25 protein-coding genes are annotated in these 24,160 nt (G+C 71.5%); 20 read left to right on the top strand and 5 right to left on the bottom strand.

The features are described from left to right. The 15 genes from NBY65_RS15275 (at window position 1) to NBY65_RS15205 (ending at window position 13,352) form a co-directional block, all read left to right on the top strand. Window positions 1–417: a GspH/FimT family pseudopilin gene (locus NBY65_RS15275; RefSeq protein ID WP_150043704.1), complete on the top strand. Its 417-nt coding sequence runs from the start codon at window positions 1–3 to the stop codon at window positions 415–417. After that, entirely contained in the window at window positions 407–916 is a 510-nt protein-coding gene (locus tag NBY65_RS15270; RefSeq protein WP_150043706.1) for a prepilin-type N-terminal cleavage/methylation domain-containing protein, read from the top strand. Before NBY65_RS15275 ends, NBY65_RS15270 begins: the two co-directional genes overlap by 11 nt. Then, window positions 916–1,587, top strand: a complete 672-nt coding sequence (locus tag NBY65_RS15265) for a prepilin-type N-terminal cleavage/methylation domain-containing protein (protein ID WP_150043708.1) — start codon at window positions 916–918, stop codon at window positions 1,585–1,587. The genes NBY65_RS15270 and NBY65_RS15265 overlap by 1 nt, the downstream gene beginning before the upstream one ends. Then, window positions 1,577–2,632, top strand: a complete 1,056-nt coding sequence (locus NBY65_RS15260) for a PilN domain-containing protein (RefSeq protein ID WP_250265678.1) — start codon at window positions 1,577–1,579, stop codon at window positions 2,630–2,632. Before NBY65_RS15265 ends, NBY65_RS15260 begins: the two co-directional genes overlap by 11 nt. Continuing rightward, window positions 2,629–3,231: a type II secretion system protein GspM gene (gene gspM, locus NBY65_RS15255; protein WP_162530787.1), complete on the top strand. Its 603-nt coding sequence runs from the start codon at window positions 2,629–2,631 to the stop codon at window positions 3,229–3,231. Before NBY65_RS15260 ends, gspM begins: the two co-directional genes overlap by 4 nt. Next, the gene (locus NBY65_RS15250; protein ID WP_150043712.1) at window positions 3,228–3,695 is read left to right on the top strand and encodes a hypothetical protein; all 468 of its coding nucleotides are present in this window, start codon (window positions 3,228–3,230) and stop codon (window positions 3,693–3,695) included. The genes gspM and NBY65_RS15250 overlap by 4 nt, the downstream gene beginning before the upstream one ends. After that, a complete protein-coding gene (gene gspD / locus NBY65_RS15245; protein WP_150043714.1) occupies window positions 3,695–5,962 on the top strand; it encodes a type II secretion system secretin GspD in 2,268 nt (755 codons plus the stop codon). The genes NBY65_RS15250 and gspD overlap by 1 nt, the downstream gene beginning before the upstream one ends. Window positions 5,963–5,965: 3 nt before the next feature. After that, window positions 5,966–6,784, top strand: a complete 819-nt coding sequence (locus NBY65_RS15240) for a type II secretion system minor pseudopilin (RefSeq protein ID WP_150043716.1) — start codon at window positions 5,966–5,968, stop codon at window positions 6,782–6,784. Window positions 6,785–6,791: 7 nt separating this feature from the next. Beyond that, on the top strand, window positions 6,792–7,550 hold the full coding sequence (locus tag NBY65_RS15235; RefSeq protein WP_162530788.1) for a prepilin peptidase: 759 nt from the start codon (window positions 6,792–6,794) through the stop codon (window positions 7,548–7,550). A 21-nt stretch (window positions 7,551–7,571) separates the two neighbouring features. After that, the gene (locus NBY65_RS15230; RefSeq protein ID WP_150043720.1) at window positions 7,572–7,991 is read left to right on the top strand and encodes a lytic transglycosylase domain-containing protein; all 420 of its coding nucleotides are present in this window, start codon (window positions 7,572–7,574) and stop codon (window positions 7,989–7,991) included. Between the two features lie 59 nt (window positions 7,992–8,050). After that, entirely contained in the window at window positions 8,051–8,491 is a 441-nt protein-coding gene (gspG, locus tag NBY65_RS15225) for a type II secretion system major pseudopilin GspG (RefSeq protein ID WP_150043722.1), read from the top strand. Window positions 8,492–8,624: 133 nt separating this feature from the next. Beyond that, entirely contained in the window at window positions 8,625–10,157 is a 1,533-nt protein-coding gene (locus NBY65_RS15220; RefSeq protein WP_203330649.1) for an ABC transporter substrate-binding protein, read from the top strand. After that, window positions 10,154–11,182, top strand: a complete 1,029-nt coding sequence (locus tag NBY65_RS15215; protein WP_203330650.1) for an ABC transporter permease — start codon at window positions 10,154–10,156, stop codon at window positions 11,180–11,182. The genes NBY65_RS15220 and NBY65_RS15215 overlap by 4 nt, the downstream gene beginning before the upstream one ends. After that, window positions 11,179–11,958 carry an ABC transporter permease gene (locus tag NBY65_RS15210; protein WP_150043724.1) on the top strand — a complete coding sequence of 260 codons (780 nt, stop codon included), beginning with the start codon at window positions 11,179–11,181 and terminating at the stop codon, window positions 11,956–11,958. Before NBY65_RS15215 ends, NBY65_RS15210 begins: the two co-directional genes overlap by 4 nt. Then, window positions 11,955–13,352: an ABC transporter ATP-binding protein gene (locus NBY65_RS15205; protein WP_150043725.1), complete on the top strand. Its 1,398-nt coding sequence runs from the start codon at window positions 11,955–11,957 to the stop codon at window positions 13,350–13,352. The genes NBY65_RS15210 and NBY65_RS15205 overlap by 4 nt, the downstream gene beginning before the upstream one ends. Window positions 13,353–13,355: 3 nt before the next feature. On the opposite strand, the gene NBY65_RS15200 is transcribed toward NBY65_RS15205, so the two are convergent. Next, window positions 13,356–13,952, bottom strand: coding sequence for a TetR/AcrR family transcriptional regulator (locus tag NBY65_RS15200; protein WP_150043727.1), 597 nt, complete (start codon window positions 13,950–13,952; stop codon window positions 13,356–13,358). Between the two features lie 179 nt (window positions 13,953–14,131). Between NBY65_RS15200 and NBY65_RS15195 the strand changes: the two genes are divergently transcribed. Beyond that, window positions 14,132–15,238, top strand: coding sequence for an HlyD family secretion protein (locus NBY65_RS15195; protein WP_239003020.1), 1,107 nt, complete (start codon window positions 14,132–14,134; stop codon window positions 15,236–15,238). Next, window positions 15,235–16,794 carry a DHA2 family efflux MFS transporter permease subunit gene (locus NBY65_RS15190; protein ID WP_150043731.1) on the top strand — a complete coding sequence of 520 codons (1,560 nt, stop codon included), beginning with the start codon at window positions 15,235–15,237 and terminating at the stop codon, window positions 16,792–16,794. Before NBY65_RS15195 ends, NBY65_RS15190 begins: the two co-directional genes overlap by 4 nt. 23 nt (window positions 16,795–16,817) lie before the next feature. On the opposite strand, the gene NBY65_RS15185 is transcribed toward NBY65_RS15190, so the two are convergent. Next, entirely contained in the window at window positions 16,818–17,465 is a 648-nt protein-coding gene (locus NBY65_RS15185; protein ID WP_150043733.1) for a TetR/AcrR family transcriptional regulator, read from the bottom strand. A gap of 80 nt (window positions 17,466–17,545) precedes the next feature. Here NBY65_RS15185 and NBY65_RS15180 point away from each other — a divergent pair, with 80 nt between their 5' ends. Further along, window positions 17,546–18,517: an alpha/beta fold hydrolase gene (locus NBY65_RS15180; protein ID WP_150043735.1), complete on the top strand. Its 972-nt coding sequence runs from the start codon at window positions 17,546–17,548 to the stop codon at window positions 18,515–18,517. A gap of 37 nt (window positions 18,518–18,554) precedes the next feature. Here NBY65_RS15180 and NBY65_RS15175 read toward each other — a convergent pair whose 3' ends face one another. From NBY65_RS15175 to exbB, 3 genes are read right to left on the bottom strand one after another with little or no spacing between them, the layout of a single operon-like run. After that, on the bottom strand, window positions 18,555–19,331 hold the full coding sequence (locus NBY65_RS15175) for an energy transducer TonB (protein WP_150043737.1): 777 nt from the start codon (window positions 19,329–19,331) through the stop codon (window positions 18,555–18,557). Next, window positions 19,328–19,750, bottom strand: coding sequence for a TonB system transport protein ExbD (gene exbD / locus NBY65_RS15170; protein WP_150043739.1), 423 nt, complete (start codon window positions 19,748–19,750; stop codon window positions 19,328–19,330). Before exbD ends, NBY65_RS15175 begins: the two co-directional genes overlap by 4 nt. A gap of 3 nt (window positions 19,751–19,753) precedes the next feature. Further along, window positions 19,754–20,479 carry a tonB-system energizer ExbB gene (gene exbB, locus NBY65_RS15165; protein ID WP_275266333.1) on the bottom strand — a complete coding sequence of 242 codons (726 nt, stop codon included), beginning with the start codon at window positions 20,477–20,479 and terminating at the stop codon, window positions 19,754–19,756. Window positions 20,480–20,676: 197 nt separating this feature from the next. On the opposite strand from exbB, the gene NBY65_RS15160 reads away from it, so the two are divergent. Both NBY65_RS15160 and NBY65_RS15155 read left to right on the top strand, forming a co-directional pair. Then, the gene (locus tag NBY65_RS15160; protein WP_203330651.1) at window positions 20,677–22,866 is read left to right on the top strand and encodes a TonB-dependent siderophore receptor; all 2,190 of its coding nucleotides are present in this window, start codon (window positions 20,677–20,679) and stop codon (window positions 22,864–22,866) included. A 19-nt stretch (window positions 22,867–22,885) separates the two neighbouring features. Next, window positions 22,886–24,067 (top strand): PepSY-associated TM helix domain-containing protein, encoded by a 1,182-nt coding sequence (locus NBY65_RS15155; protein WP_150043743.1) that lies wholly within the window; start codon window positions 22,886–22,888, stop codon window positions 24,065–24,067. Window positions 24,068–24,160 lie beyond the last annotated feature (93 nt).

Raw genomic sequence — 24,160 nt, 5'->3', positions numbered from 1 at the left:
GTGCCACGCGTGGCCCCGGGCGGCTTCACGCTGCTGGAAACGATCGTCGTGGTGATCGTGCTCGGGCTGGTGCTGGCGATCCTGGCAGGCTTCGTGCCGCGCCGGCCGGCCCGGCTGGAACTGGCACACGCCACCGACATGGTCGCGAGGACGCTGCGGCTGGCACGGGCGCAGGCACTGGCCACGTCCCGGCCGGTGACGGTGCAGGCGACGGGAACCGCATTGCTGGTCGACGGCTCGCCACGCACGGTGCCGGGCGACCTGGCGGTCACCATCATCGGTCCCCCGGCGATCCGCTTTGCCGCCGATGGCAGCGCCTCGGTCGGCGCCGTGCGCGTCGTCGGGAAGGCACGCGCCATGCTGGTGACGGTGGAGTGGCTGACCGGGCGCGTGGGCGTCGTCGGCGATGGTCATTGAAAAGGAAGGCCAGGGCTCTGCCCTGGACCCGGCAGGGGCCACACGGCCCCTGCACCCCAATAGCGCTGCGCGGCGTAAAGCTCACGGCAAAGTCCCGAACGGGTTTACCCTGCTGGAAGTACTAATGGCCTTTGTTATCGCCGCCCTTGCCCTGGCGCTGCTTTATCGTGGCGGCATCGAGGGACTGGCGGGCACCCGCGCCGCCCTGCGCCGCGACGAGGCAGTGGCACGGGCGACCGCACGGCTGGAGGCGATGTGCCACGGGGCACGGCTTGCGCCCGGACTGCAGGAGGGCGACGACGGCGGCGGCTTCCGCTGGCGCACCCGGGTGCAGGTGACCGAGAGCGTCGCCATCGCGCCGGGCGGCGCCGAAGGGCAACGGCTGCGCCTGACGCTGTTCAGTGTCGGCGTCACCCTGTCCTGGCCGGGCGCCTTGCGCCCGCACGAAGTGTCCCTGGCCACGCGCTGCCTCGCGGCATTGCCGATGGAACCTGGCTGATGCGCGGCTTCACGCTGATGGAAGTGCTGGCAGCGCTGGTGGTGCTCGGGCTGGTGCTGGCCGGCCTGTCGCAGGGCATGCAGTTCGGCCTGCGCAGCTGGGAAATGCAGGCCCGCGACATCGGCTGGCGCAACGACATCGAAGCCGTCGATCGGAGTCTGCGGCTGCTGGTCCAACGCATCCGCCCGGTTGGCGAGGTGCCCGGCCATGCGTCCCTGGAAGGCGGCCCACAGGGCTGCGTCCTGGTCACCTCCTTGCCGCCGCATCCGGATGGCTTGCCCGGGCCGGTGGTGGCACGGCTGCAGGTCGATGCCGCACACCGGCTGGTGCTGCGCTGGGTGCCGGCGCCGCACGCCACATGGCTCGGCCAGCCGCCCCCCGCACGGGAAGCAGTCCTGCTGGAAGGGATCGAACGGGTGGAGTTCGCCTATTGGCAGGAACAGCCGGGCGGCGGCGGCACCTGGCTGCGGTCATGGGCAAGGGCCGAGGCGCCCTCCCTGGTACGCTTGCGCATCGTGTTTCCGCGCGGCGACGCACGCCGCTGGCCGGACATCGTGGCGGCACCTCGAATCGATCAGAGAACGTCACGGTTCCTTCTTTTTCCCGATCGAGACGACGTGATTATAGCAGCAGCCTTCATGGGTCCCCTCGACGCGCGACATGCTGGCTGAGTTCATTTCCTGGTGGGCGGGACAGCTCACCGATCTCGCACGTCACGGACTGCGGACGACGGCCGGCGCAACTGCCTGCCCCACCCTGGCGGATGCGCTGCTGGTGCAATGCCATCCCGACGCGGCGGACGGAAGCGGCGAGATCGAACTGGTGCAGCGCCGGCGCGGCCGCCTCATGCCCCTGGGTCGCTTTGGCACGCACCCGAAGGGGTTGGCGGAGGCGCGGCGCTGCCTGCAGGCACGCCGGCGGCCCGGCCCCCTGGTGCTCGCGCCGGCAGGGCAGACGGTGCTGTCGCGCGGAGTGACGCTGCCGCTCGCGGCCGAGCGCGGCCTGCGCACCGTGCTCCGCTTCGAGATGGACCGGCTGACGCCCTTCCGATTGGAAGACGTAGCATGGGACTGCCGGATGCTGCGGCGTGACACTGGCCGTGGGCTGCTGGACGTCGAACTGGCTTTGGTGCCGATCCAGTCCCAGGCCCCGCTGCTGGCGGCATTGCGAGCGGCGGGGCTGGCGCCGGTCGCGCTGGAGGCCCGGCAACCGGATGGGCGGATGCGCCGCATCCCGATGACCGAGGCCGACGAGGACCCCACCGCGCGGACCTGGCAACGGCTGGGCGCGGCGGCATGCGCGGCCCTGGCGCTCGCCGTGCTGCTGACGCCGCTGCTGCGGCAATCGCTCGCGCTCAACCAGGCCGAGGCGCAGATCACGGCGTTACGGCCGCGCATGGAGACAGTGGATGCGCTGCGCCGGCGCCTCTCCGGGGCCGACGCGCCGGGGGCCGCGGCTGCGGCGCGCGCGCAGGCCGGCGCCACCTTGCAGGCTTTGGCGACGCTGACCGACCTGCTGCCCGACGACACCTTCCTCACCGCGCTGTCGCTGCAACATGGCCGGTTGCGACTGGAAGGACAGTCCGCCGCCGCCGCCCGGCTGATCGGTGCGCTCGCCGACGAGCCCCGCATCCGCAATGCCGCCTTCGCCGCACCGCTGGTCCGCGGCGATGCCGGCAAGGACGCCTTCGCGATCGAAGCCGAATTCGCGCCGTGACCACGCCCCTGGTTCTTCCCACCGGCCCACGCGGCCGCGTGCTCTCGCTCGCGCTCGCGCTGCTGACATTGGTGTTGCTGTGGGCCGGCGCGGTGGCACCATTGTGCGACTGGTACGGCGACCGGCAGGAGACGTTGCGTCGCCAGCAGGCCATTGCCCGCCGCATGGCGGCGCTGGTCCAGGGCCTGCCGGCGCTGCAGGCTGCCGCCGAGGCCGCGCGCGCGGACGCCGTGGCCCGCCGGGAGAGCCTGCTGGACGGCACCACCGACGCCGTAGCCGCCGCGACCCTGCAGCAGCGCCTGGACGACATGGCGGGCCAGACCGGTCTGCGCATCGTCAGCGCCGAGGTGATGCCCCCGGAGACGGCGGGCCCGCATCGCGCCATCACGCTGCGGGTGACGATCACCGCCACCATGCCCGGCCTGGCGCAATTGCTGCAGGCCATCGCGCTCGCCGATACGCCGCTGCGGGTGGACAATCTGCAGATGCGCGGGCCGCCGCTGAGCACCCGCGACGCCGAGTGGCCGATCGATGTCACCTTCAGCGTCACCGGCTATCGCGCCGGCAGGCCGGCGGATCAGCCGGTGGCCACGCCATGATCCGCCCTGCCCTGCTGCCCGGCCTCGCCGCACTCCTGGCCGCGCTGCTGGCGCTCGAACTGGTCTCGGCCCCGCCCCAGGGGGAGGATGCCGCGCCGCCCGCCCTGCCGGCCATTCAGCCGCGCGAGCCGGCCCGCGCCGATGCCGCGGCAACCCTGGCCCCGCTGGCGCAAGCCATCGCCGCGCGCCCGTTGTTCACGCCCGGCCGGCAACCTGCCGCCGCCGCATCCGCCGACCGGTCCACGGCCGCCGGCGAAGCCCTTCCCCGGCTGGCCGGTGTCATCGTCACGCCTGACGGCGCCCGCGCGATCTTCGCCGGCGAACACGGCACGCTGACCGTGCCGCAGGGCGGCACCATCGGCCGCTTCGTGGTCCGGGTGATCACGCCGGGGCAGGTCATCCTCTCCGACGCCGGACAGCTCCTCGTGCTCCGCCCCCGCCACACCAGACGGACCTCGCCGTAATGGCTTATCGCCGTGCCTCGTCGCTTCTCGTCGTGTTCGTCCTGCTCGCGGGATGCACCGCGCCCGGGCAAACACCGTTGCAGCCCTTGCCCGATCCGGCCGGGAATACCGCAGCGACGCCACGGGTCGCAGGAAATGTCGGCACGCCGCCGGCAGCGCCCTCGCCCATGATCAGCTACGGCCGTGGGGAACCGGTCGCCGCCGCCGCAGCCGGCATCGCCGGCAGCGACGAATACGCGCTCGACTTCGCTGATGCCGACGTGCGCGACGCCGTGGCGCAGGTCCTCGGCGGCATGCTGAACCTGACCTACACGATCGACCCGGCGGTGCGCGGCACCGTCACGCTGCACACCGCCCGGCCGCTGACGCGCGCGCAATTGCTGCCGACGCTGCAGTCGCTGCTGGCCGGCGTCGGCGCCGCCGTGGTGCAGGCCGAGGGAGTGGCGCGCGTCGTGCCGCTGGCCACGGTGGGCGCGGGCGACAGCACGGTCGTGGCCCTGCGCTATGCCGTGGCCGAGGAACTGGTGAAGGTGCTGCAGCCGCTGGCCGGCACCACCGCCCGCCTCAGTGCCGAGCCGTCGCGCAACGCCGTGGTCATCGCCGCCCCGGCGGGGCAGGCCGAACCGCTGGTCGATCTGGTGCGCAGCTTCGATGTCGACGAACTCGCCGGCCAGTCCTACGCGGTGCTGCCGGTCTCGTCCGGCAATGCGCGCGACTTCGCCGATGCGCTGCGGGAATCCCTGCGCAGCCGGGCGGCGACGGCGCCGGTGCGCACAGTGCCGCTGCCGCGCTTCGACGCGGTGCTGGTGATCGCGCCGCAACCGCGTTACCTCGATACGGTGCGGCGGGTCTACACCCTGCTGGAACAGGAGCGCCGCCGCACGCTGCGGAGCTGGCACATCCACTACCTGCAGAACAGCCACGCCGACGATGTCGCCTACACGCTGCAGATGGCGTTCACGCCAGGTAATGTGACGGCCTTGCCGACGGCACAGACCGGCGTCGGGCAACGACGCATGGGCAGCGCATCCGGCACCTCGTCGGCCGGCAGCGGCGGCATCGGTGGCACCGCCAACGGCCTCGGCCGCGGCAGCACCGGTGGCATCGGTACTGGCAACGGCACGGGCGGCCTGTCGGCGCTCGGGACCAACGGCACGCCCGGCGGCACCGACAACCGGAGCGCCACTGCAACGGCGACCGCGACCACGGCCGCCAGCACCGTCAATCCGCTGCTCGGCGGGCTCGACCAGGGCACGGCTTCGGAGAATCCGGACGCCATGCGCATCCTCTCCAACCCGCAGAACAACGCCATCCTGGTCTACGCCACCTCGCAGGAAGAAGAGACGGTGCTGGCGATGCTGCGCAAGATCGACATCCTGCCGCTGCAGGTGCGCATCGATGCCACCATCGCCGAGGTGACGCTGAACGACCAGTTGAAATACGGCACGCAGTGGTTCTTCAAGTCGGGCGGCATCAACGGCGTGCTGAACCTGCCGACCAGCACCACCGCGGTTGGCAACCTCGCCGACACGGCGCTCAGCACCAGCTTCCCGGGCCTGGTGATCGGCGGCACGCAGAAGGGTGGCGGTCCCTTCGCGCTGTCGGCGCTGCAGGCCGTCACCACGGTGAAAGTGCTGTCCTCGCCGCAGATCGTGGTGGTGGACAACCAGCCGGCGCGGCTTCAGGTCGGCGCCATGGTACCCTACCTGACGGCGCAGTCGCAAAGCACGCTGACCAGCACGGCGACCTTGGTCAACTCGGTCAGCTACCAGGCCACCGGCGTCATCCTGGAGGTCACGCCACGGGTCAACAGCGGCGGGCTGGTGACGCTCGACATCGCCCAGGAGGTCAGCGATGTCGATACGACCACGCCCAGGGCCTCGGGCATCGACAGCCCGCAATTCCAGCAGCGCAGCGTCACCTCGCGCGTGGTGGTGCAGGACAACCAGACCATCGGCCTGGCCGGGCTGATCCGCGACACCACCGGCAGCGGCAACACCGGCATTCCCTGGCTCAAGGACGTCCCGCTGCTCGGGCTGCTGGCGGGCGAGCAGAACAACCAGCGCAACCGCACCGAGCTGCTGGTGCTGATCACGCCGCATGTCATCCACGACCAGCGCGACGCGCGCGCGCTGACCGAGGACATGCGCCAGGAACTGCGCAACGCCGCGGTCACGCCCGCCGAGTTGCAGGCGCTTCCCGCCTCCGGGTCGGACGATCCGGGCCGGAAGCTGCGCGACCGCGTGCGCCGGTGGATCGAGCGCTGAGCGATGCGCCGGAAGCGCCCGCCGCCGCGCGGCTTCGCCCTGCTGGTGGTGCTGTGGACGGTGGCATTGCTGGCCCTGCTGGGCACCCATGTCACCGCCACCGCCCGGCAGGCGGCGTCGCTGAGCCTGCGGCTGCGCGACGCCGCCGCGGCCGGGGCGGCCGCCGACGGGCTGGTGGCCGAGGCGATCTTCCGCCTGCTCGATCCCTCGCCGCGCCGCTGGGTCGCGGATGGCACGCGACGGATGGTCCGGCTGGAGGGTGGCGTTGCCGAGATAAGGCTGCAGGACCACGCCGGACGCGTGAATCCTGCCTATGCGACCCCGCAATTGCTGGCCGCCCTGCTCCGGCACGAAGGGGTGCGGGACCCACGGGCGACGGCACTGGGCACGGCGATCGTGGACTGGGCCGGGTCCGGGGATGCCGACGCATCGGGCAAGAGCAAGGCCGCGCGGTATCGCGCCGCCGGAAAGATGTACGGGCCACCGAACGATGCCTTCCTCACCCCGGACGAACTCGGGCTGGTGCTGGGCATGACGCCCGATGTGGTGGAACGGCTGGCGCCGCATCTGTCGGTCTGGACCGGAAGGCGGGTCGATCTCGGGCGCGCCGATCCGGTGGTGGCGCGGGCATTGCAGGACATCGGCGCGGGCAGCACCGGGCTGCTGCAGGAACCGCCGGACGGCTCTGCCCCGCCCCTGGTGGTGGAAATCCTCGCCCAGGCGCAATGGCGCGAGGCACGGGCGATGCGGCGCGTGGTGGTGCGCATCGACCCCGCCGACAAGGACGCGCCGCGTCCCTGGCGCATCCTGGCATGGGACTGAAGCGGTGATGGACGGAACCGGCATGCTGCCGCCGCTGCTGGCGGCCCCGGTGATGGGAAGCTGGCTCGGCGTGCTGATCCGCAGGCTGCCGCACGCCAGGCCGGTGGCGCTGGCCCGTTCGCGCTGCGAAAGCTGCGGCACCGCACTGGGCCCGCTCGATCTGGTGCCGCTCCTTGCCTGGCTGTGGCTGCGAGGACGCTGCCGGCATTGCCACGCGGCGATCGACCCTTTCCACCTCTGGATCGAGCTGGCAGCGACCGGCGTGGCCGCCTGGGCCGTGCTGGCGGCAGGTGACGACATGCTGCGGGCCTGGCTGGGCTGCGGGCTCGGCTGGACCTTGCTGGCGCTGGCATGGATCGACCTGGAATGGATGGTGCTGCCGGACGTGCTGACCCTGCCGCTGCTGCTGGGCGGCATCGCGGCAAGCTGGCTGGCTGCTCCGGACATGGTGGCCGACGCGGCGCTCGGGGCGGTGCTGGGATGGGCGATCTTCGCCGGCGTGGCGGGCGGCTATCGTCTGCTGCGGGGCCGCGCGGGCCTGGGGGGCGGCGACGCCAAACTGCTGGCTGCGGCCGGTGCCTGGCTCGGCTGGCCGGCCCTGCCGCAGGTCATGCTGCTGGCCGCGGTCATGGCACTCGGCGTGATCGGCAGCCTGCGGCTGGTGCAGGGGCAGGCAGGCGGATCGCGGGAAGCGCCGCTGGCCTTCGGCCCATGGCTGGCGCTGGCGATCTGGCTGACCTGGCTCTACGGCGATGTGTCCCCATGATGTCGCGGAGGTGATCGGATCATGCCCGTTCCGTTGCTGGCCTGCATGGTGGCGACCGCCACGTACTACAACCTGCCGCCGCGTGTGCTGCCGTCGATCCATCGCGTCGAGGGTGGCAGCATCGGCATGGCCAGCCGCAACACCGACGGTTCGGAAGACCTCGGCCTGATGCAGATCAACACGCGCTGGATCCAGCCGCTCGCCGAGGCAACCGGGCTGCCGGCACCGGTGGTCCGGCTGCGCCTGCTCCAGGATGGCTGCTTCAACATCGCCGCCGCCGGGGCGATCCTGCGCACCTATCTCAACGAGGCGCGCGGCGACCTGATGACCGCCATCGGCTATTACCATTCGCACACGCCGACGCGTCATTTCGCCTATCGCCAGCGCGTGCTGCAGGCCGCGACCGACCTGTTCGTCAAAACCGGCAAGCCACGCGACTGAGCAATGGCAGGCCCGGCCCGTACGGCCCCAACGCCCTCCCGCAGTTCAGGAAGATCATCATGCCTCCCTTGAGTCCTGCCCGTAACCGCACCGCCCGCGCCCACAACGAGGCCGGCTTCACCTTGCTCGAAATCCTCGTCGTCATCGCCATCCTCGGCCTGCTGATCGGGCTGGTGGCGCCGGCGGCGCTGCGCCAGCTTGGCAATGCCCGTGGCTCAGTCGCGAAGCAGTCGATCGAACGGATCGGCTCCGTGCTTGATCTCTACAGGCTCGATGTCGGCACCTATCCCACCACCGAGCAGGGGCTGAAGGCGCTGGTCGCGCGTCCCTCCGGCGCCGCCCTGTGGAATGGTCCGTACCTGAAGGGCGACGTGCCGGTCGATGCGTGGAACCACCCCTACACTTATCGCAGCCCGTCAACCCGGGCAGGCCACGACTATGATCTTTGCTCGGCGGGACCGGGAAATGGCGCCGCCGCCGATGCCATCTGCAACCCCTGAAAGATACATATCGTTACTGATCTTCAGTCCGGCGATATTGCACTCTCATGATGTTTCGCGGAAACGCTGAATATTTCGTTTCTGCATGGATAGCCGGCTTCTATACGGCCTCCACTCGTAGGAGGTCCCCCCTGTGCGTCGTGCGTTGATGCGTCCCCTGCTCGCTGCCATCACTCTTGTCGCGGTTCCCTTGGCCGCCCGCGCCGAGGAAGCCCCGTTGCGCGTCGTCGCCCCCTGGGACGTCGCCTCGCTGGAGCCATCGCGGGCGGGATATGTCTTCACGCGCATGCAGGTGGCGGAGACGTTGATCGGCGTCTCCCCGCAGGGCCTGCCGGAACCGGCGCTCGCCACCTCCTGGAGCGTCGCGCCGGATGGCCTGTCCTGGCTGCTGGTGCTGCGACGGGCGACGTTCCATGATGGCGCACCGGTAACGCCGGGCATCGTCGTGGCCAACCTGATGCGGGCGCGGGCGCAGCCCGGTCCCTTCGCCGCCGTGCCCTTCGTGGCCGCCGAACCGGACGGCGAGGACGCGGTGATCCTGCGCCTGTCCGAGCCCTTCGCGGCGCTGCCGGCCTTCCTGGCCCATTACAGCATGCAGATCCTCGCCCCCTCGGGTCTGGACGCCACGGGCGCCGTCCGCCGGGTGGTCGGCACCGGCCCGTATCGCGTGACCGAGCTCGGCCTGCCGCTGCGCGTCGAGGTGGCGCGCAACGAGGCGTGGACCGGTGGCCCGGCCCCGGCGATCGCGCGCGCCAGCTACCTGGGCACGCCACGCGCCGAGGCGCGGGCGCTGATGGCAGAGAGCGGTCAGGCCGACCTCGCCTTCACCCTCGACCCGCCCAGCATCACACGGCTGCGCAACAGCACGCGGGCGCGGGTGGTGGCGCTGCCGATCCCGCGGGTGGAAACCCTGAAGCTGAATGCCGGCTCGGCGTTCTTCGCCGATGCGCGGGTGCGCCGTGCCATCTCGCTCGGCATCGACCGCGCCGGCATTGCCCGGGCGATCCTCGGCAATCCCGACCTTGCGGCGACGCAGTTGTTTCCGCCGGCGCTGGCCGAGTGGCACCTGCCGGGGCTGCCGCCGCTGCGCCGTGATCCCGCCGCCGCCGCGCGGCTGCTGGCCGAGGCCGGCTGGAGCGCCGGCACCGATGGCGTGCTGGTGCGCGAGGGACGGCCGTTCCGGGTGACGCTGCGCACCTATTCGGACCGTCCGGAACTGCCGCTGGTCGCCGCCGCCATCCAGGACCAGTTGCGGATCCTGGGCATCGACGTGCGGATCGCCATCGTCAACAGCAGCGAGATTCCGGCCGGCCACAAGGACGGCACGCTGGAGATGGCGCTGATGGCGCGCAATTTCGGCCTGGTGCCGGATCCGCTGGGCACGCTGCTGCAGGATTTCGGCCCGGAAGGCGGCGACTGGGGTGCCATGGGCTGGTCGAGCCCGGCGCTGACGGCGACGCTGGCGCGGCTGCGCGGGACCCCGGTCGCGGCGGAGGAGCGCGCGCGGCTGCGCGGGCGCGTCGCCGCACTGGTGCAGGAAGCGCTGCCGGTGGTGCCGGTGGCCTGGTACGAGCACACGGTCGCGGTCAGCCGGTCGCTGGATGGGGTCGTCGTCGATCCCTTCGAAATTTCCTACAACATCGCGCGCATGCGGCGGGCCCGATGAGCCCCGACGCCAGCGGCGCCGGCCTCGGCTGGACCGAGGTCACGGCGCCGGAATCGCGCACCGCCCCGCGCGGCGGATTGTGGCGGGCGCTGCTGCGCATCCTCGCCCGCCGCGTGGTGCAGGCGGTGCTGGTGGCCTTGATCGTCGCCTCGCTGTGCTTCCTGCTGATGCGGCTGCTGCCCGGCGACCTTGCGTTCCGCATCGCCGCCGGCCGCTACGGCTACGACCTGGTCGATGCCGCCTCGGCCGCCTCGGTGCGGGCGGAGCTCGGCCTCGACCGGCCGGTGCTGCTGCAGTTCGCGCTCTGGATCGCCGACGTGTTCACCTTCGATCTCGGCAATTCGATGATCAGCGGCGGCCGGGTGGCGGTGGAAGTGTCGGTGCAGATGACCTACACCGTGCTGCTCGCCACCGCCGCGGTGCTGGTGGCGATGCTGCCAGGCCCCGGCTTCGGGCTGCTGTGCGGCTTGCGGCCGGGGGGGCTGGCGGATCGCGCCGGGCTCGCGCTTGCCGCGGTGCTGCGCGCGGTGCCAGGCTTCGTGGTCGGGCTGATGCTGATGGTGGTGTTCGCCGCCCGGCTCGGCTGGCTGCCGGCGGCGGGCTTCGCCGAACCCGCGACGCTGATCCTGCCGGCCGTCAGCCTCGGCCTCTGCCTCGCGGCGATCTCGGCGCGCATCGCCCGCGACGCCACCGTCGCCTGCATGGCCTCGCCCGCCGTCGCCTTCGCGCGGGAGAAGGGGCTCTCGCTGCCGCAGACCGTCTGGCAGCACGTCATCCGCAACGCGGCGGTGCCGGTGATCACCCATCTCGGCGTGCAGGCGGTGTTGCTGGTGGAAGGCGTGGTAGTGATCGAAACCCTGTTCTCCTGGCCAGGCGTCGGCCACGCCCTGGTGCATGGCGTGCTCGGCCGCGACATCCCGGTGGTGCAGGGCATGGCGCTGGCGCTCGGATTGCTGGTGGTGGGGCTCAACACGATGGTGGACATGCTGGTGCTGGCGATCGATCCGCGGCGGCGCGGCGCATGAGCGGGCCGCGCATCCTTGGACTGGCGCTGGTCGTCGCGGTGCTGGGCTTTGCCGCCCTGGGTCCGGTGCTGGTGACCGCCGACCCGGCGGCGCAGGACCTGTCGAACGTGCTGGCGCCGTGCTCGGCCGAATGGCTGCTCGGCACCGACCATCTCGGCCGGTCCGTGCTGGCGCGACTCGCACATGCGGCGCGGCTGTCGGTGCTGCTCGGCGCCGCCTCGGTCGCCACCGCGGCGCTGGCCGGGATCGGGCTCGGCCTGGTCGCGGCCTGGCGCGGCGGGTGGGTCGATACCGCGCTGAATGCCGCGGGCGACGCGGTGCTGGCGCTGCCGGGGCTGTTGCTGGTGGTGCTGATCACGCCGTTCGCGCCGGGGGCGATGTGGCCGCTGTTCCTCGGCCTGTCGCTGGCCATGTGGGTGGAATGGTTCCGCATCACCCGCGCCACCGCGGCGACGGAGCTGGCATCCCCCGCGGTGGAGGCGGCGCGGCTGCTGGGCTTCGGCCCCGGCCACATCCTGCGCCGGCACGTGCTGCCGCCGCTCTGGCCGCTGTTCGGCACGCTGGCCGCCTTCGGGCTCGCCCAGGCGGTGCTGGCGGTAGGCGCGCTGGGGTTCATCAGCGTCGGGCTGCGTCCGCCCGCCGCGGAATGGGGATTGATGATGACCGAGAGCCTCCCTTGGTACGCCGACCTGCCGGCGGCGATGGTGGCGCCGGCGATCTGCCTGAGCCTGCTGGTGCTCGGGCTGCAGCTTCTGGCCGGGCGGCGGGCGCGATGACCCGGGACCTGGTCGTCGAGGGGCTGGAGGTGCGCAGCGCCGACGCCGCCCTGGTGCGGGGCGTCGGCCTGCGGGCGCGGGCGGGCGTGCCGCTGTCGCTGATCGGCGAGACCGGCTCCGGCAAGACCCTGGTCGCCGAGGCGGTGATGGGCACGCTGGCGCCGGACCTGGCCGCGCGCGGTCGCATCGTCCTCGAAGGCGTGGCCTATGACGCTGCCGATCCGGGGCCGCGCCGCGGGCTCTGGGGCCGGGGGCTGGCGCTGCTGCCGCAGGAGCCGTGGCTGGCGCTCGATGCGTTGATGCGCGGCGTCTTCCAGGTCGAGGAGGTGCATCGCTTCGTCCGCGGCGCCGGGCGCGAGGCGGCGCTGCGGGCGGCGCTGGAGGATCTCGCCGGGCTGGGATTGCAGGCGGCGGCACGGAAATTCCCGTTCCAGCTTTCGGGCGGCATGGCGCAGCGCGTGGCGCTGGCGGCCACGCGAGCCACCGCCGCCCCGGTGCTGCTCGCCGACGAGCCGACCAAGGGCCTGGACGCGGCCCTGCGCGACACCGTCGGCGCGCTGCTGCGCGTCCAGGCCGAGACCGGCGGGGTGCTGCTGACCATCACCCACGACATCGCCCTGGTGCGGGCGCTCGGGGGCGAGGTGGCGGTGATGCTGGAGGGCGAGATCGTCGAGCACGGCCCGGTGGCTCAGGTGCTCGACGCCCCGCGCCATGCCTACACGCGGCGCCTGCTCGCCGCCGAGCCGGCCGCCTGGCCGGCCCGCCTTCCGGTCGCGACCGGGGCGCCGGTGCTGCAGGCGGATGGCATCGGCGTGACGCTGGGCGGGCGGCGCGTGCTGCACGACCTGTCGCTGCAGGTGCGGGAAGGGGAATGGATCTCCGTCACCGGCCCGAGCGGCTCGGGCAAGACCACGCTCGGCAACCTGCTGCTTGGCCTGCGCCGGGCCGATGCGGGGCGGGTGCGGCGGGCCGCGCACCTGCCGGCGATCCGCTTCCAGAAGGTCTACCAGGACCCGGTCGCCAGCTTCGCGCCGCGACGCAGCCTGCGGGCGGCGCTGCGCGACGTGGCGCGCCGCCATGGCCGGCCGGACAAGGCCTGGCAGGCGCTGCTGCCCGCCCTGCGCCTGTCGGAGGCGCTGCTCGACCGGCGCCCCGACCAGGTCTCGGGCGGGGAACTGCAGCGCTTCGCCCTGGCCCGTGCCCTGCTGGTGCAGCCGGCCTTCCTGTTCGCCGACGAGCCGACCTCACGGCTCGACCCGGTGAGCCAGCAGGAGACGATCGCGCTGATGCAGCGGGCCTGCGGGGAAAGCGGCTGCGCCGTGCTGCTGGTCACCCACGACCCGGCGCTGGCGGCGCGAACCGCCGACCGCTGCCTGGAGCTGCAGGCCGCCTGACTTCTACTTGACGGTGCAGCCCTGCAGCACCGTATCGGCGAGCCGGTCGACCCAGTCGTCGTCGACCGGCTCCTGCAGCAGATGGCGCAGGTGCAGTGACGCATACAGCGCGGACTGCACGACGGTGAGATCGAGGTCCGGCCGCAGTTCGCCATTTTCGACCGCACGTTCCAGGATCGCCATGGCTTCGCGCCGCCGTGGCCTGAGATAGTGCTCGGTGAAGGCGGCCAGCGTCTCGGGGTCGCTCTGTCCCTCGGCGACGATGCCGGCCATGATCCGGCCCGGCGCGCCGCGCAGCAGCCTGGCGCAGCGACGCAGATGCGCCTTGAGATCGGCCACGGCGGAGCGGGTCATCGGAAAGCTGATCTCGGCGGCGGTGGCGGCGAGGAACCCCTCCATCGCCAGCGCCCCCTTGCTCGGCCACCAGCGGTAGATGGTGGTGCGGGCGACCCCCGAGCGGGCGGCGACGCCCTCGATGGTGAACTGCCGCAGCCCGGCCTCGGCCAGCAATTCGTAGGCGGCGCGCAGCACGGCGCGGTGCGTGGCGTCGCAGCGCGGCCGCCCGGCCGTCCGGGCCTGGGATGATGGGGCGCTGCTCATGGCTGGTTCTTCTCCCGTGGTGAGGACCGAACACTACCCCATCGCCCATCCGGGATGCATTCCGCTACAGCATGTCTCTTATTAAGAGGACGCGGCTTAACCGGATCAGGTCTGGCGCGCTATATCCCCCATCATTCGCTACACAGTGTAGCGCAAATGAGGGGATAGGATACACGACGATGGCGGAATTCAGCGATTTTTCCCCCTCGGCCGACGCATCGCGCACCGCCGTCCGGCCTCGCCGCCAGCGCCTGCGCCAGGCGCTGCTGGGGGCCGCCGCCGTGCTTGGCATCGCCGCCGCGGCGCAGGTCGGCGTCCATTATTGGCAGGTCGGCCGCTTCCTGGTCTCCACCGACGACGCCTATGTGCAGGCCGACAGCACCATCGTCGCCCCGCGCATCTCCGGCTACGTCGCCGAGGTGCTGGTGACCGACAACCAGCGGGTGAAGGCCGGCCAGGTGCTGGCCCGCATCGACGACCGCGATTTCCGCACCGCGCTGCGCCAGGCCGAGGCCAACCGCGAGACCGCCGAGACCGAGATCGCCAGCATCGATGCGCAGCTGAGATTGCAGCAATCCGCCATCACCCAGGCCGCCAGCCAGGTCGCCTCGGCCGAGGCGGCGCTGACCTTCGCCCGGCAGGACCAGGCCCGCTACGCGGCGCTGGCGCGCAACGGCGCCGGCAGCCTGCAGCAGGCACAGCAGACCGCGTCGTTGCTGTTGCAGCGCGGGGCCGCCCTCGCCCAGGCGCAGGCCGGGCTGACCGCCGCGCAGCAGCAGGTGGAGGTGCTGAAGGCCGCCCGCGCCAAGGCCGCCGCCCAGCGCGACCACGCCATTGCCGTGCAGCAACAGGCCGGGCTCAACCTGGGCTACACCACCATCACCGCGCCGATCGACGGCGTGGTCGGGGCGCGCACGCTGCGCGTCGGCCAGTTCGTGCAGGCCGGCACCCAGCTCATGGCGCTGGTGCCGCTCGACGGCGTCTATGTGGTCGCCAACTTCAAGGAAACCCAGATCACCGACGTCCGGCGCGGCCAGAAGGTGCGCATCAGCGTCGACACCTTCCCGGACATGGCCGTCACCGGCCGCGTCGACAGCGTGGCCCCCGCCACCGGCCTGCAGTTCGCGCTGCTGCCCCCCGACAACGCCACCGGCAACTTCACCAAGATCGTCCAGCGCATCCCGGTGAAGATCGTGCTCGATCCGCAGGCAGGCAGCCAGGCCGTGCTGCGCCCGGGCATGTCGGTCGAGCCGACCGTCGACACCAGGCCGGATACGGCGTCATGACCGCCGCCCCGGCACGGGCCGACGCCCGCACCTGGATCACCGTCGGCGCCGCCATCATCGGCGCCTTCATGGCGGTGCTGAACATCCAGATCACCAACGCCTCGCTGCCCGACATCCAGGGCGCGATCGGCGCCGGGCTCGATGACGGCGGCTGGATCTCCACCGCCTACCTGGTGGCCGAGATCGTGGTCATCCCGCTCACCGGCTTCCTGAGCAGCGTGTTCTCGCTGCGCCGCTACCTGCTGGCCAACACCGTGCTGTTCCTGGTGCTGTCGGTGGCCTGCGCCTTCGCCCAGGACCTGTCGCAGATGATCGTGCTGCGGGCGCTGCAGGGGTTCTTCGGCGGCACGCTGATCCCGCTGGCCTTCACGCTGACGCTGACCAGCCTGCCGGCGGCGCAGCGCCCGATCGGGCTGGCGCTGTTCGCGCTGTCCGCCACCTTCGCCCCGGCGATCGGCCCGACCATCGGCGGCTGGCTGACCGAGACCTATGGCTGGCAATACATCTTCTACGTCAACATCGTCCCGGGCCTGTTCATGCTGGCCGGGCTGTGGCCGACCCTGCCGAAGGCGCCGATGCAGCTCGGCCTGCTGCGCCAGGGCGACTGGGCCGGCATCGCCACGCTGTCGATCGGCCTGGCCACGCTGCAGACGGTGCTGGAGGAAGGCAACAAGGACGACTGGTTCGGCTCGCCGTTCATCGTCCGGCTCAGCGTGGTGGCCGCGGTGTCGCTGGTCCTGTTCGTGTGGATCGAGCTGACCGCCGCGCGGCCGCTGCTGGACCTGCGGCTGCTGGCACGGCGCAATTTTGGGCTGGGCACGCTCAGCAGCGTCATCCTCGGCGTGGGGCTGTACGGCTCGGTGTTCCTGCTGCCGCTCTATCTGTCGCAGATGCAAGGCTACAATTCCGAGCAGGTCGGCGAGGTGCTGGCCTGGACCGGCCTGCCGCAGCTCGTGCTGATTCCGCTGGTCCCGCGCCTGATGCGGCGCATCGACGCGCGGCTGCTGGTGGCGGTCGGGATGGCGCTGTTCGCGGGCAGTTGCTTCCTCAACACCGGCCTGTCGCCCGACTATGCGGGGCCGCAGTTGCTGGTGCCCAACATCATCCGCGCCGTCGGGCAGGCGCTCGTGATGACGCCGCTCACGTCCCTGGCGACCGCCGGCATCGAGGCCTCGGCCGCGGCGTCCGCCTCGGCGATCTACAACATGGTGCGCAACCTGGGCGGCGCCATCGGCATCGCCGCGCTGCAGACGCTGCTGACCAAGCGCGAGCAGTTCCATTCCAGTGTGCTGAGCGCGCATGTCTCGCTGCTCGACCCGGCCACGCAGGACCGGCTGGCGGCGCTGCAGCAGCGCTTCCTGGCGACCGGCACCAGCGATCCCGCGACCGCCTGGCACGACGCGGTGGTGGCGGTGGGACGGGTCGTGCGGGCGCAGTCGTATTTCCTCGCCTATGCCGATGCGTTCTTCGTCATGGGCGCGGTGCTGCTGCTGGCGATGCTGGCGGCCCTGCTGATGCGCAAATCGGCCGGCGGAGCGGCGGCGGGAGCGCATTGAAGGAGGGTTCCCCTCCCCTCTCGTCAGGCCGGACGCGCCGATGCCCCGGTCGCTGCCGTGGGCGGCGGTGATGGCGGAAACCGTGCCGCAACCCCCGACACGACATCCTCGATGATCTCCTGCAACTCCGCCGGCGTCGCACCATCCCGTGCCTGGATCGAGATGCCTTGCATGACGGCGACCAAATGCCGGGCCAGGGGCCGCACTGCGTCCGCACCGGCACATGGCCGGAGCATTCGCGCAATTCTCTCGCGCATGGCATCGCGCCGGGCGGCGACATCGCGGGCGAGTATGGCATGTTCGGGATGGCAGGCGATCATGCCGCTGGAGATCATGCAGCCGGGCTCGCGATCGGGATGGGTGACGGCCCTGACAGCGGCCTCGAGCAACCGGCGCACCGCGTCCGCCGGTGTCGTCGCGGCGTCGATGGCCGCGACGTCGAGCGAACCGAACAGAGCCTCGTAACGGGCCAGCGCGTCCTGGTAGAGCCCGGCCTTGCTGCCGAAGGCCGCATAAAGGCTCGGCGGCGCAATGCCGATGGCCTTGGTCAGGTCGCCGACCGATACGCCTTCATAGCCGTGCCGCCAGAACAGCCGCATGGCGATCTCGATCGCCCTCTCCCGATCAAAGCTCCACGGCCGCCCGCCGCGTGATTTGGCGTCCTGTTCCATACCAATCACTAAACAACGACTTGACGGAGGCCGTCAACCAGGTTGAATAGCGTTCGATAAACAACATCAGGGGCGCCCCCATGGATCCTTCACGACGCAAGATCCTGGCCGGCTCGATCGGCTTCGCCGCTTTGGCCGCCGGGACCGGCACGGCCTTCATCACGCCCCGGGCCCGTGCCGCGGCCGTCACCGAAGCCACGCGCGGCACGCCGACGGCCACCGATCCCCGCGAGCCGTTCCTGGTGCAATCCTCCGACGGGACGATGCTGGCCGGCGATGCGCAGGGCGACCCGCTGGCGCCCGAAATCCTGTTCATCCACGGCCTGCGCCAGAGCCGGCTGAGCTGGCAGAAACAGGTCGCCGACCCGGTGCTCGCGGGCTTTCGCCTGGTCCGGTTCGATCTCCGCGGCCATGGGGATTCCGACAAGCCCGCCGCGCCGGATGCCTACTCGGATGCCGACCGCTGGGCGGACGACGTGGCCGCGGTGATTGCCGGTGCGAAGCTCCGTCAGCCGGTGCTCGTGGGCTGGTCGCTCGGCGGCTACGTGGCCGGGGCGTATCTGCGGAAACATGGCGGGGCACGGGTCGCGGGAATCAACCTCGTCGATGCGGTCACCAGGCTGTCACCGGATCTCCTGACACCGCTGGCGGCCACGTTCACCCGCCGGGCCACCTCGCAGGATCTGGCGGAGCGGACTGCCGCAACGGCCGAGTTTCTCGCCGCCTGCTTCCATCAGCCGCCGGCCGACGTCGAGCTGCTGCGCATGCTGGTCGTCAATGGCATGACGCCTCGCGCCGTCAACGAGGGGTTCGTCGCGACCGCCACGACCGACCTCGAGCCTGTCTTCAGGGACTATGCCGGTCCGGTCCTGCTGACACATGGGGCGCATGACCGGCTGGTCCGCCTCGCCATGTCGGAGCGGATCAAGGCGCTGCACCACGGCACTCGCCTGTCTCTCTTCGAACAAAGTGGCCACAGCCCGTTCTACGAGGAACCGGCAAGGTTCAACCACGAGCTCGCCGCGTTCGTAACCGCCGCCATCAAGGGCTGAGAATGCCCATGATGACACCCGATCACGGCCATGTGGCTCAGCGCAGGTCGAAGCGGATCGGCACCAGCATCTCGATGGCGGCCTGATCGGGCGGCGGCGGCAAGGGCTGGGCGCGCGCGATCAGCGCCAGCGCCTCGGCATCGAGGCTCGCATCGCCGGCGCTGCGCTGCAGCCGGACATCGCGCGCGGTTCCGTCCGGCAGCAGGGTCAGGCGGACCAGGGCGGTGCCCTGGCTGCGCCGCATCCTGGCGTCGGCCGGATAGCGCTTGAACCGGTCGAGCCGCGCGAGCAGCCGCGCCTGCCATGACTGCACCGCCGCCACCGGCACCGGCGGCGGCGCCGGTCGCGGTTCGCTGACCACCGGGGCCGGCGATGGCGCCGGCGCGGCGGGCTGCGGCGGCGCGGGGGTCGGTGACGGCGGTGCCACCGGCCGGGGACGTGGCCGGGGTGGCGAACGCGGGGGCGGAGGCGGCGGCGGCGCCGGCAAGGCCACCGCCGGCTGCGGCGGGGGTGGAGGCGGCGGCTCCGGAGGGGGCGGTTCGGGCGGGGGCGGCTCCGGCAGCGCCTCGGCCTGTGGCGGTTCGGGCTGCGGCTCCGGCGGCGCGGGGGGCGCGGCGGGCGGAGGCTCGTCCGGAACCGGCTCCGGGGCGGGGGCCAGCTCGATCATCAGCGGCGGCCGGTCCGGCTGCGGCGACGGCGGCGGCACCGCGCGCACCAGCAGGGCGGCGGCCCCGAGATGCGCGGCGAGGACGACGGCAAAGCTGCCGCCCCAGCGCAGCGCCGGCGGCGACTGCGTGAGCGTAGGCGCGGTCACGGTGTCCGCTCGATCCCGGTCAGCGCCACCTTCAGGTAGCCGGCCCCTCGCAGCGCGTCCAATGTCGCCATCAGGTCGCCGTAGCTCACGCCCTTGTCGGCGCGCAGGAAGATCCGCGCGCCGCGCTCGCCCCCGCTGGCGCCATCCAGGGCCGCGCCCAGCCCCTCGCGCGCCACCTGCTGCTCGCCCAGCACCAGCGACAGATCCCGCTGCAAGGTCAGGAACAGCGGCTTGTCCGGGCGTTCCTGCGGTGTCGCGGTGGAAGCCGGCAGGTCGACCGGCACGTCCACCGTCGCCAGCGGCGCGGCCACCATGAAGATGATCAGCAGCACCAGGATCACGTCGATGAACGGCGTGACGTTGATATCGTGGACTTCCGGCAGCTCGTCGTCATCGCCGGAGTCGAGACCGATGCTCATGGCCTATTCCGCCGCGCGCGACAGCAGTTCCGGCCGCGCCCGCGGCCGTGGCACCGCCAGCCCCCGGTCGAGGTCGCGCGCCGCATGCGCCAGCACCAGCGCCGAGAGGTCACCGAGCCCGGCCTTGTACCCCGCCAGCGCCCGCGCCAGCCCGTTGTAGATCAGCACCGCCGGGATCGCCGCCCCCAGGCCGAAGGCGGTCGCCAGCAGCGCCTCGGCGATCCCCGGCGCCACCACCGCGAGGTTGGTCGTCTGCGCCTGGGAGATGCCGACGAAGCTGTTCATGATTCCCCAGACCGTGCCGAACAGGCCGACGAAGGGCGCACAGGAGCCGATGCTGGCCAGCAGCCCGGTGCCACGCGCCAGCCGCCGCGCCAGGGCATGCTCGATGCGACGCAGCCGCAGGGCGATGCGGTCCTTGACGCCCTCCGCCGGCAGGCCGGAGGACAGCCGCATCTCATCCTCGGCCGCGGCGAGGAAGCCGGAGGCGGCGCCCGCGCCCTCCCCGGCGATGCCGTGCAGCCCGCCCGCCTGGCGCAGCACCCCCAGCCCGATCCGCAGGCGACGCCGCGCCGCCGCCAGTTCCACCACCTTGGCCAGCAGCACCGTCCAGCTCAGCACCGAGGCCAGCACCAGCAGCGCCATCACGCTCTGCACCACGAGGTCGGCGGACAGCACCATTTGCCAGGGGCTCAGGACGGGGGGCGGCAGGTCGGCGAGCGTGGTCATGCGGGGTTCCTTCGCGAATTCGGTCACGCCCACGCGGGCAAGCCGACACGGCGGCGGGCCGTGGTCATGAGATCGGTACCAGGGACAGAACTGTCCGGAGGTGAAAGCCTGCATCCTGTATTGCGAACTCTTCTCATTTGCAATACGTGAGGCACGCGAATGAGACTCATTCGCGTCTCGTGCCAGAAAGACCCTTCATGCCCCTCGCCCGACCGTTCCCGGCCCGGCCCCCGCGCGCCGGCCATGCCCTGTTGTTGCTGTCTGGGATCGTTATCACCGCCCCTCCCCAGGCCCAGGCCCAGCAGGCCACGTCCCCGTCCGAGCCGCGCGTCGCCACCGGCATCGTGCTGGAAACCCCGCCGGTCACGGTCGCGGGCGAGAATGAAACCGGTACCTCTGCCGTGCCGGGCTATGTCGCCCGCCGCAGCATCGCCGGCACCAAGACCGATTCGAGCCTGCTGGAAACCCCGCAATCGATCTCGGTGATCACCCGCCAGCAGATGGACGAGCAGCACGCCGAGACGCTGAACCAGGCGCTGCGCTACACCCCGGGCGTGGCCCCCGAGACCCGCGGCGGCATCGCCACCCGCTATGACATGCTCAAGGTGCGCGGCTTCGATGCCGAGTTATACTGGAACGGATTGAAGCTGCAGCAAAACAACTGGTACGCGCTGCCGCAGCTCGACCCCTACCTGCTCGAACGCATCGACGTGCTGCGCGGCCCCTCCTCGGTGCTGTACGGCCAGGCCTCGGCGGGCGGCGTGATCAGCCAGATCAGCAAGCTGCCCACCGTAACCCCGCTGCACGAGGTTGGCGTCGAGTTCGGCACGAACGAGCACGTGCTCGGCAAGTTCGACTTCTCCGGCCCGCTCGATGACGAGGGCAAATACCTCTATCGCATCACCGGCATCGGCCGGATGGAGGACGGGCAGATCAAGTCCACCCGCAACGAGCGGCTCGCCATCGCGCCGTCCTTCAGCATCCGCCCGGACGCGGACACCAACCTGACCTTCCTCGGCCTCTACCAGCACGACCCGCGCAGCAGTTCCTATGGCAGCGTGCCGGCCGAAGGCACGGTGAAGGCCACCCGCTACGGCCGCCTGCCGGCCGATTTCTATGACGGGGACCCGAACTTCGAGAAATTCGACCGCACCCAGGTCTCGCTCGGCTACCTGTTCGACAAGCGCTTCAACGACACCTGGTCGATGCACATGGCCGGGCGCTGGTTTCATATCGACCAGGACTACCGCAGCGTCTACAGCAACGGGCTGGACAGCGACGAACGCACGCTCGCTCGCGCCACCGCCGCCTCGCGCGACCGGCTCGACACCGCCGCCTTCGACAACAACGTGCAGGCACGGGTAAAAACCGGCCCGGTGGAGCACACGCTGCTCGCGGGCTTCGACTACCAGCACCTCGACAGCACCTACCAGACCGGCTTCGGTGCCGCCCCCTCGCTCGATGTCTGGGCGCCGGTCTACGGCCAGGCGATCACGCCGCCGGATCGCTACAAGGTCAATGTGCGCGGCAACCAGTACGGGCTCTACGTGCAGGACCAGGCGAAGCTGGGCGGCTTCGTGCTGACGCTCTCCGGCCGGGGGGATTGGGCGGACGCGATCACCATCAATTCCGGCACCGTTGCGCGGCAATTCGACCGTGCCTTCACCAGCCGCGCCGGGCTGAGCTACATCTTCGCCAACGGCATCGCCCCCTATGTGAGCTATTCGGAATCCTTCAAGCCGCAATACGGCACCGACGCCTATGGCAAGGCCTTCGTGCCGGAGCGCGGCCGGCAATACGAAGTCGGCGTCAAATACCAGCCGACCGGCACCAATGCGCTGTTCACGGCGGCGCTGTTCGATGTCACCCGCACCAACCTGACCACCAGCGACCCCAATCATCCGGGCCTCAGCGTGCAATCCGGCGAGGCGCGCTCGCGCGGCGTCGAGCTGGAAGCGAAGCTGGACCTGACCGAGCAACTGACCGTCACCGCCAGCTACACCTATCTCGACACGATCTCCACCAAGAGCAACGACGGCGATGCCGGCAAGCGCCTGCCCGCTGTTCCCGACCACACCGCCACCACCTGGGCCACCTACACCATCCCCGGCGGTCCGCTCGCCGGGCTGAAGATCGGCGGCGGCGTGCGCTATATCGGCGCCAGCGCCAGCAGCGACCACAGCTTCACCGTGCCCGACGTGACGCTGGTCGACGCGATGCTGCGCTACGACCTCGGCCATGCCGTGCCGCGGCTGCAGGGGGCGGAGCTGCACCTGAACATCCAGAACGCGCTCGACACGCGCTACGTCGCCTCCTGCTACTACGGCGCCTGGTGCGCCTATGGCTACCAGCGCACCGTCAGCGGCGGCCTGACCTATCGCTGGTAGCGTGACAGGAAGCGGACCCATGCGCGCGTGGCTGCTGTGGTTGCATCGCATCGCCGGACTGGCGATGGCGGCCTTCCTGGTGCTGGCCGGGCTGACCGGCAGCGTCATCGCCTTCCACGACGAACTGGATGGCTGGCTCAATCCCGACCTGACCACCGCCCCTGACGTCGCCGCCGCCAGCCCGCTGCCGCCGGGCGATCTGGTGGCCCGGGTCGAGGCCGACCCGCGGGTGCAATTGCGCTACCTGCAGTTCCGCCCTGATCCGGGCGGCACCGTGGTCGCCTTCGTCGATCCGCGCCCCGGCATCGATCCGGCGGCGGCGGCCACGCTCGACTACAACCAGGTCTTCATCGAGCCGGACACCGGCACGGTGCTGGGCCGGCGCGAGTGGGGCGGCTGCTGCCTCGGACAGCGGCAAATCGTGCCGTTCCTGTATTCGCTGCACTACACGCTCGCCGCCGGGCAGGTCGGGCAATGGCTGATGGGCGGCATCGCCATCCTCTGGGCGCTCGACTGCTTCGGCGGGCTGGTGCTGACCCTGCCGCGCTCCGGCCCGGGCTTCCTGGCCCGCTGGCGCGTCGCCTGGCAGATCAAGCGCGGCGCCAGCCTGCACCGCTTCATCGTCGACCTGCACCGCGCCGGCGGATTGTGGCTGTGGGTGACGCTGCTGACCCTCGCGGTCAGCGCCGTGGCGCTGTCGCTGCGCGAGGAGGTGTTCCACCCGGTGCTCTCGCGCCTGGTGCCCACCGGGCCGACGCTGCTGCAGACGGCCGCGGCCCGCACGCCGCCGCCACCGGACCGGCCGCGCCTGAGCTACGAGGCGGCAATCGCCCGGGCGGCAGCGATCGCCCGCGCCGCACACTGGCCCGGCGTGCCCGGTGGCATCTACGAAAACCGCGCCATCGGCGTGTACGGGATCTACTTCTTCCCGGCCGGCGGACATCACGCCGCCGGACTGGGCATGCCCGCGATTTATCTCGACGACAGCACCGGGGCGGTGCTGCGCCAGGACCTGCCGGGCGAAGGCCGCGCCGGCGACCTGGTGATGCAGGCCCAGTTCCCGCTGCACAGCGGCCAGATCGCCGGGCTGCCCGGACGGATCGTCATCGCCGCGACCGGCATCGGCGTGGCGGTGCTCTCGATCTCGGGCGTGGTGCTGTGGTGGCGCAAGCGACAGGCCCGACGCAGGCAGGCCGGCTGAGGGGACGCTGCGGGCCGGCCTGTCGGCTGGACGACACCCGTCTGTCGCGCATGCGACAGACGGGGCTGCTGCGGCGGGGCAGGCTGCGCCTGC

Origin of the sequence: Rhodovastum atsumiense, from assembly GCF_937425535.1 — a bacterium.
GTDB classification, from domain to species: Bacteria; Pseudomonadota; Alphaproteobacteria; order Acetobacterales; family Acetobacteraceae; genus Rhodovastum; species Rhodovastum atsumiense.
The sequence above is the reverse complement of the archived record's forward strand: the minus strand, read 5'-3'. Positions and strand labels throughout refer to the sequence as shown.

Bases quoted from the DNA above. Each gene is read 5' to 3' on its own strand.
- NBY65_RS15240 (WP_150043716.1), top strand. From the start codon at position 5,966: ATGCGCCGGAAGCGCCCGCCGCCGCGCGGCTTCGCCCTGCTGGTGGTG.
- exbB (WP_275266333.1), bottom strand. From the start codon at position 20,479: ATGACCACGCTCGCCGACCTGCCGCCCCCCGTCCTGAGCCCCTGGCAA.
- NBY65_RS15185 (WP_150043733.1), bottom strand. From the start codon at position 17,465: ATGGAACAGGACGCCAAATCACGCGGCGGGCGGCCGTGGAGCTTTGAT.
- NBY65_RS15270 (WP_150043706.1), top strand. From the start codon at position 407: ATGGTCATTGAAAAGGAAGGCCAGGGCTCTGCCCTGGACCCGGCAGGG.
- NBY65_RS15235 (WP_162530788.1), top strand. From the start codon at position 6,792: ATGGACGGAACCGGCATGCTGCCGCCGCTGCTGGCGGCCCCGGTGATG.
- exbD (WP_150043739.1), bottom strand. From the start codon at position 19,750: ATGAGCATCGGTCTCGACTCCGGCGATGACGACGAGCTGCCGGAAGTC.
- gspD (WP_150043714.1), top strand. From the start codon at position 3,695: ATGGCTTATCGCCGTGCCTCGTCGCTTCTCGTCGTGTTCGTCCTGCTC.
- NBY65_RS15200 (WP_150043727.1), bottom strand. From the start codon at position 13,952: ATGAGCAGCGCCCCATCATCCCAGGCCCGGACGGCCGGGCGGCCGCGC.
- gspG (WP_150043722.1), top strand. From the start codon at position 8,051: ATGCCTCCCTTGAGTCCTGCCCGTAACCGCACCGCCCGCGCCCACAAC.
- NBY65_RS15195 (WP_239003020.1), top strand. From the start codon at position 14,132: ATGGCGGAATTCAGCGATTTTTCCCCCTCGGCCGACGCATCGCGCACC.
- NBY65_RS15160 (WP_203330651.1), top strand. From the start codon at position 20,677: ATGCCCCTCGCCCGACCGTTCCCGGCCCGGCCCCCGCGCGCCGGCCAT.
- NBY65_RS15210 (WP_150043724.1), top strand. From the start codon at position 11,179: ATGAGCGGGCCGCGCATCCTTGGACTGGCGCTGGTCGTCGCGGTGCTG.
- NBY65_RS15190 (WP_150043731.1), top strand. From the start codon at position 15,235: ATGACCGCCGCCCCGGCACGGGCCGACGCCCGCACCTGGATCACCGTC.
- NBY65_RS15265 (WP_150043708.1), top strand. From the start codon at position 916: ATGCGCGGCTTCACGCTGATGGAAGTGCTGGCAGCGCTGGTGGTGCTC.
- NBY65_RS15230 (WP_150043720.1), top strand. From the start codon at position 7,572: ATGCCCGTTCCGTTGCTGGCCTGCATGGTGGCGACCGCCACGTACTAC.
- NBY65_RS15215 (WP_203330650.1), top strand. From the start codon at position 10,154: ATGAGCCCCGACGCCAGCGGCGCCGGCCTCGGCTGGACCGAGGTCACG.
- NBY65_RS15180 (WP_150043735.1), top strand. From the start codon at position 17,546: ATGGATCCTTCACGACGCAAGATCCTGGCCGGCTCGATCGGCTTCGCC.
- NBY65_RS15250 (WP_150043712.1), top strand. From the start codon at position 3,228: ATGATCCGCCCTGCCCTGCTGCCCGGCCTCGCCGCACTCCTGGCCGCG.
- NBY65_RS15260 (WP_250265678.1), top strand. From the start codon at position 1,577: ATGCTGGCTGAGTTCATTTCCTGGTGGGCGGGACAGCTCACCGATCTC.
- NBY65_RS15155 (WP_150043743.1), top strand. From the start codon at position 22,886: ATGCGCGCGTGGCTGCTGTGGTTGCATCGCATCGCCGGACTGGCGATG.
- NBY65_RS15205 (WP_150043725.1), top strand. From the start codon at position 11,955: ATGACCCGGGACCTGGTCGTCGAGGGGCTGGAGGTGCGCAGCGCCGAC.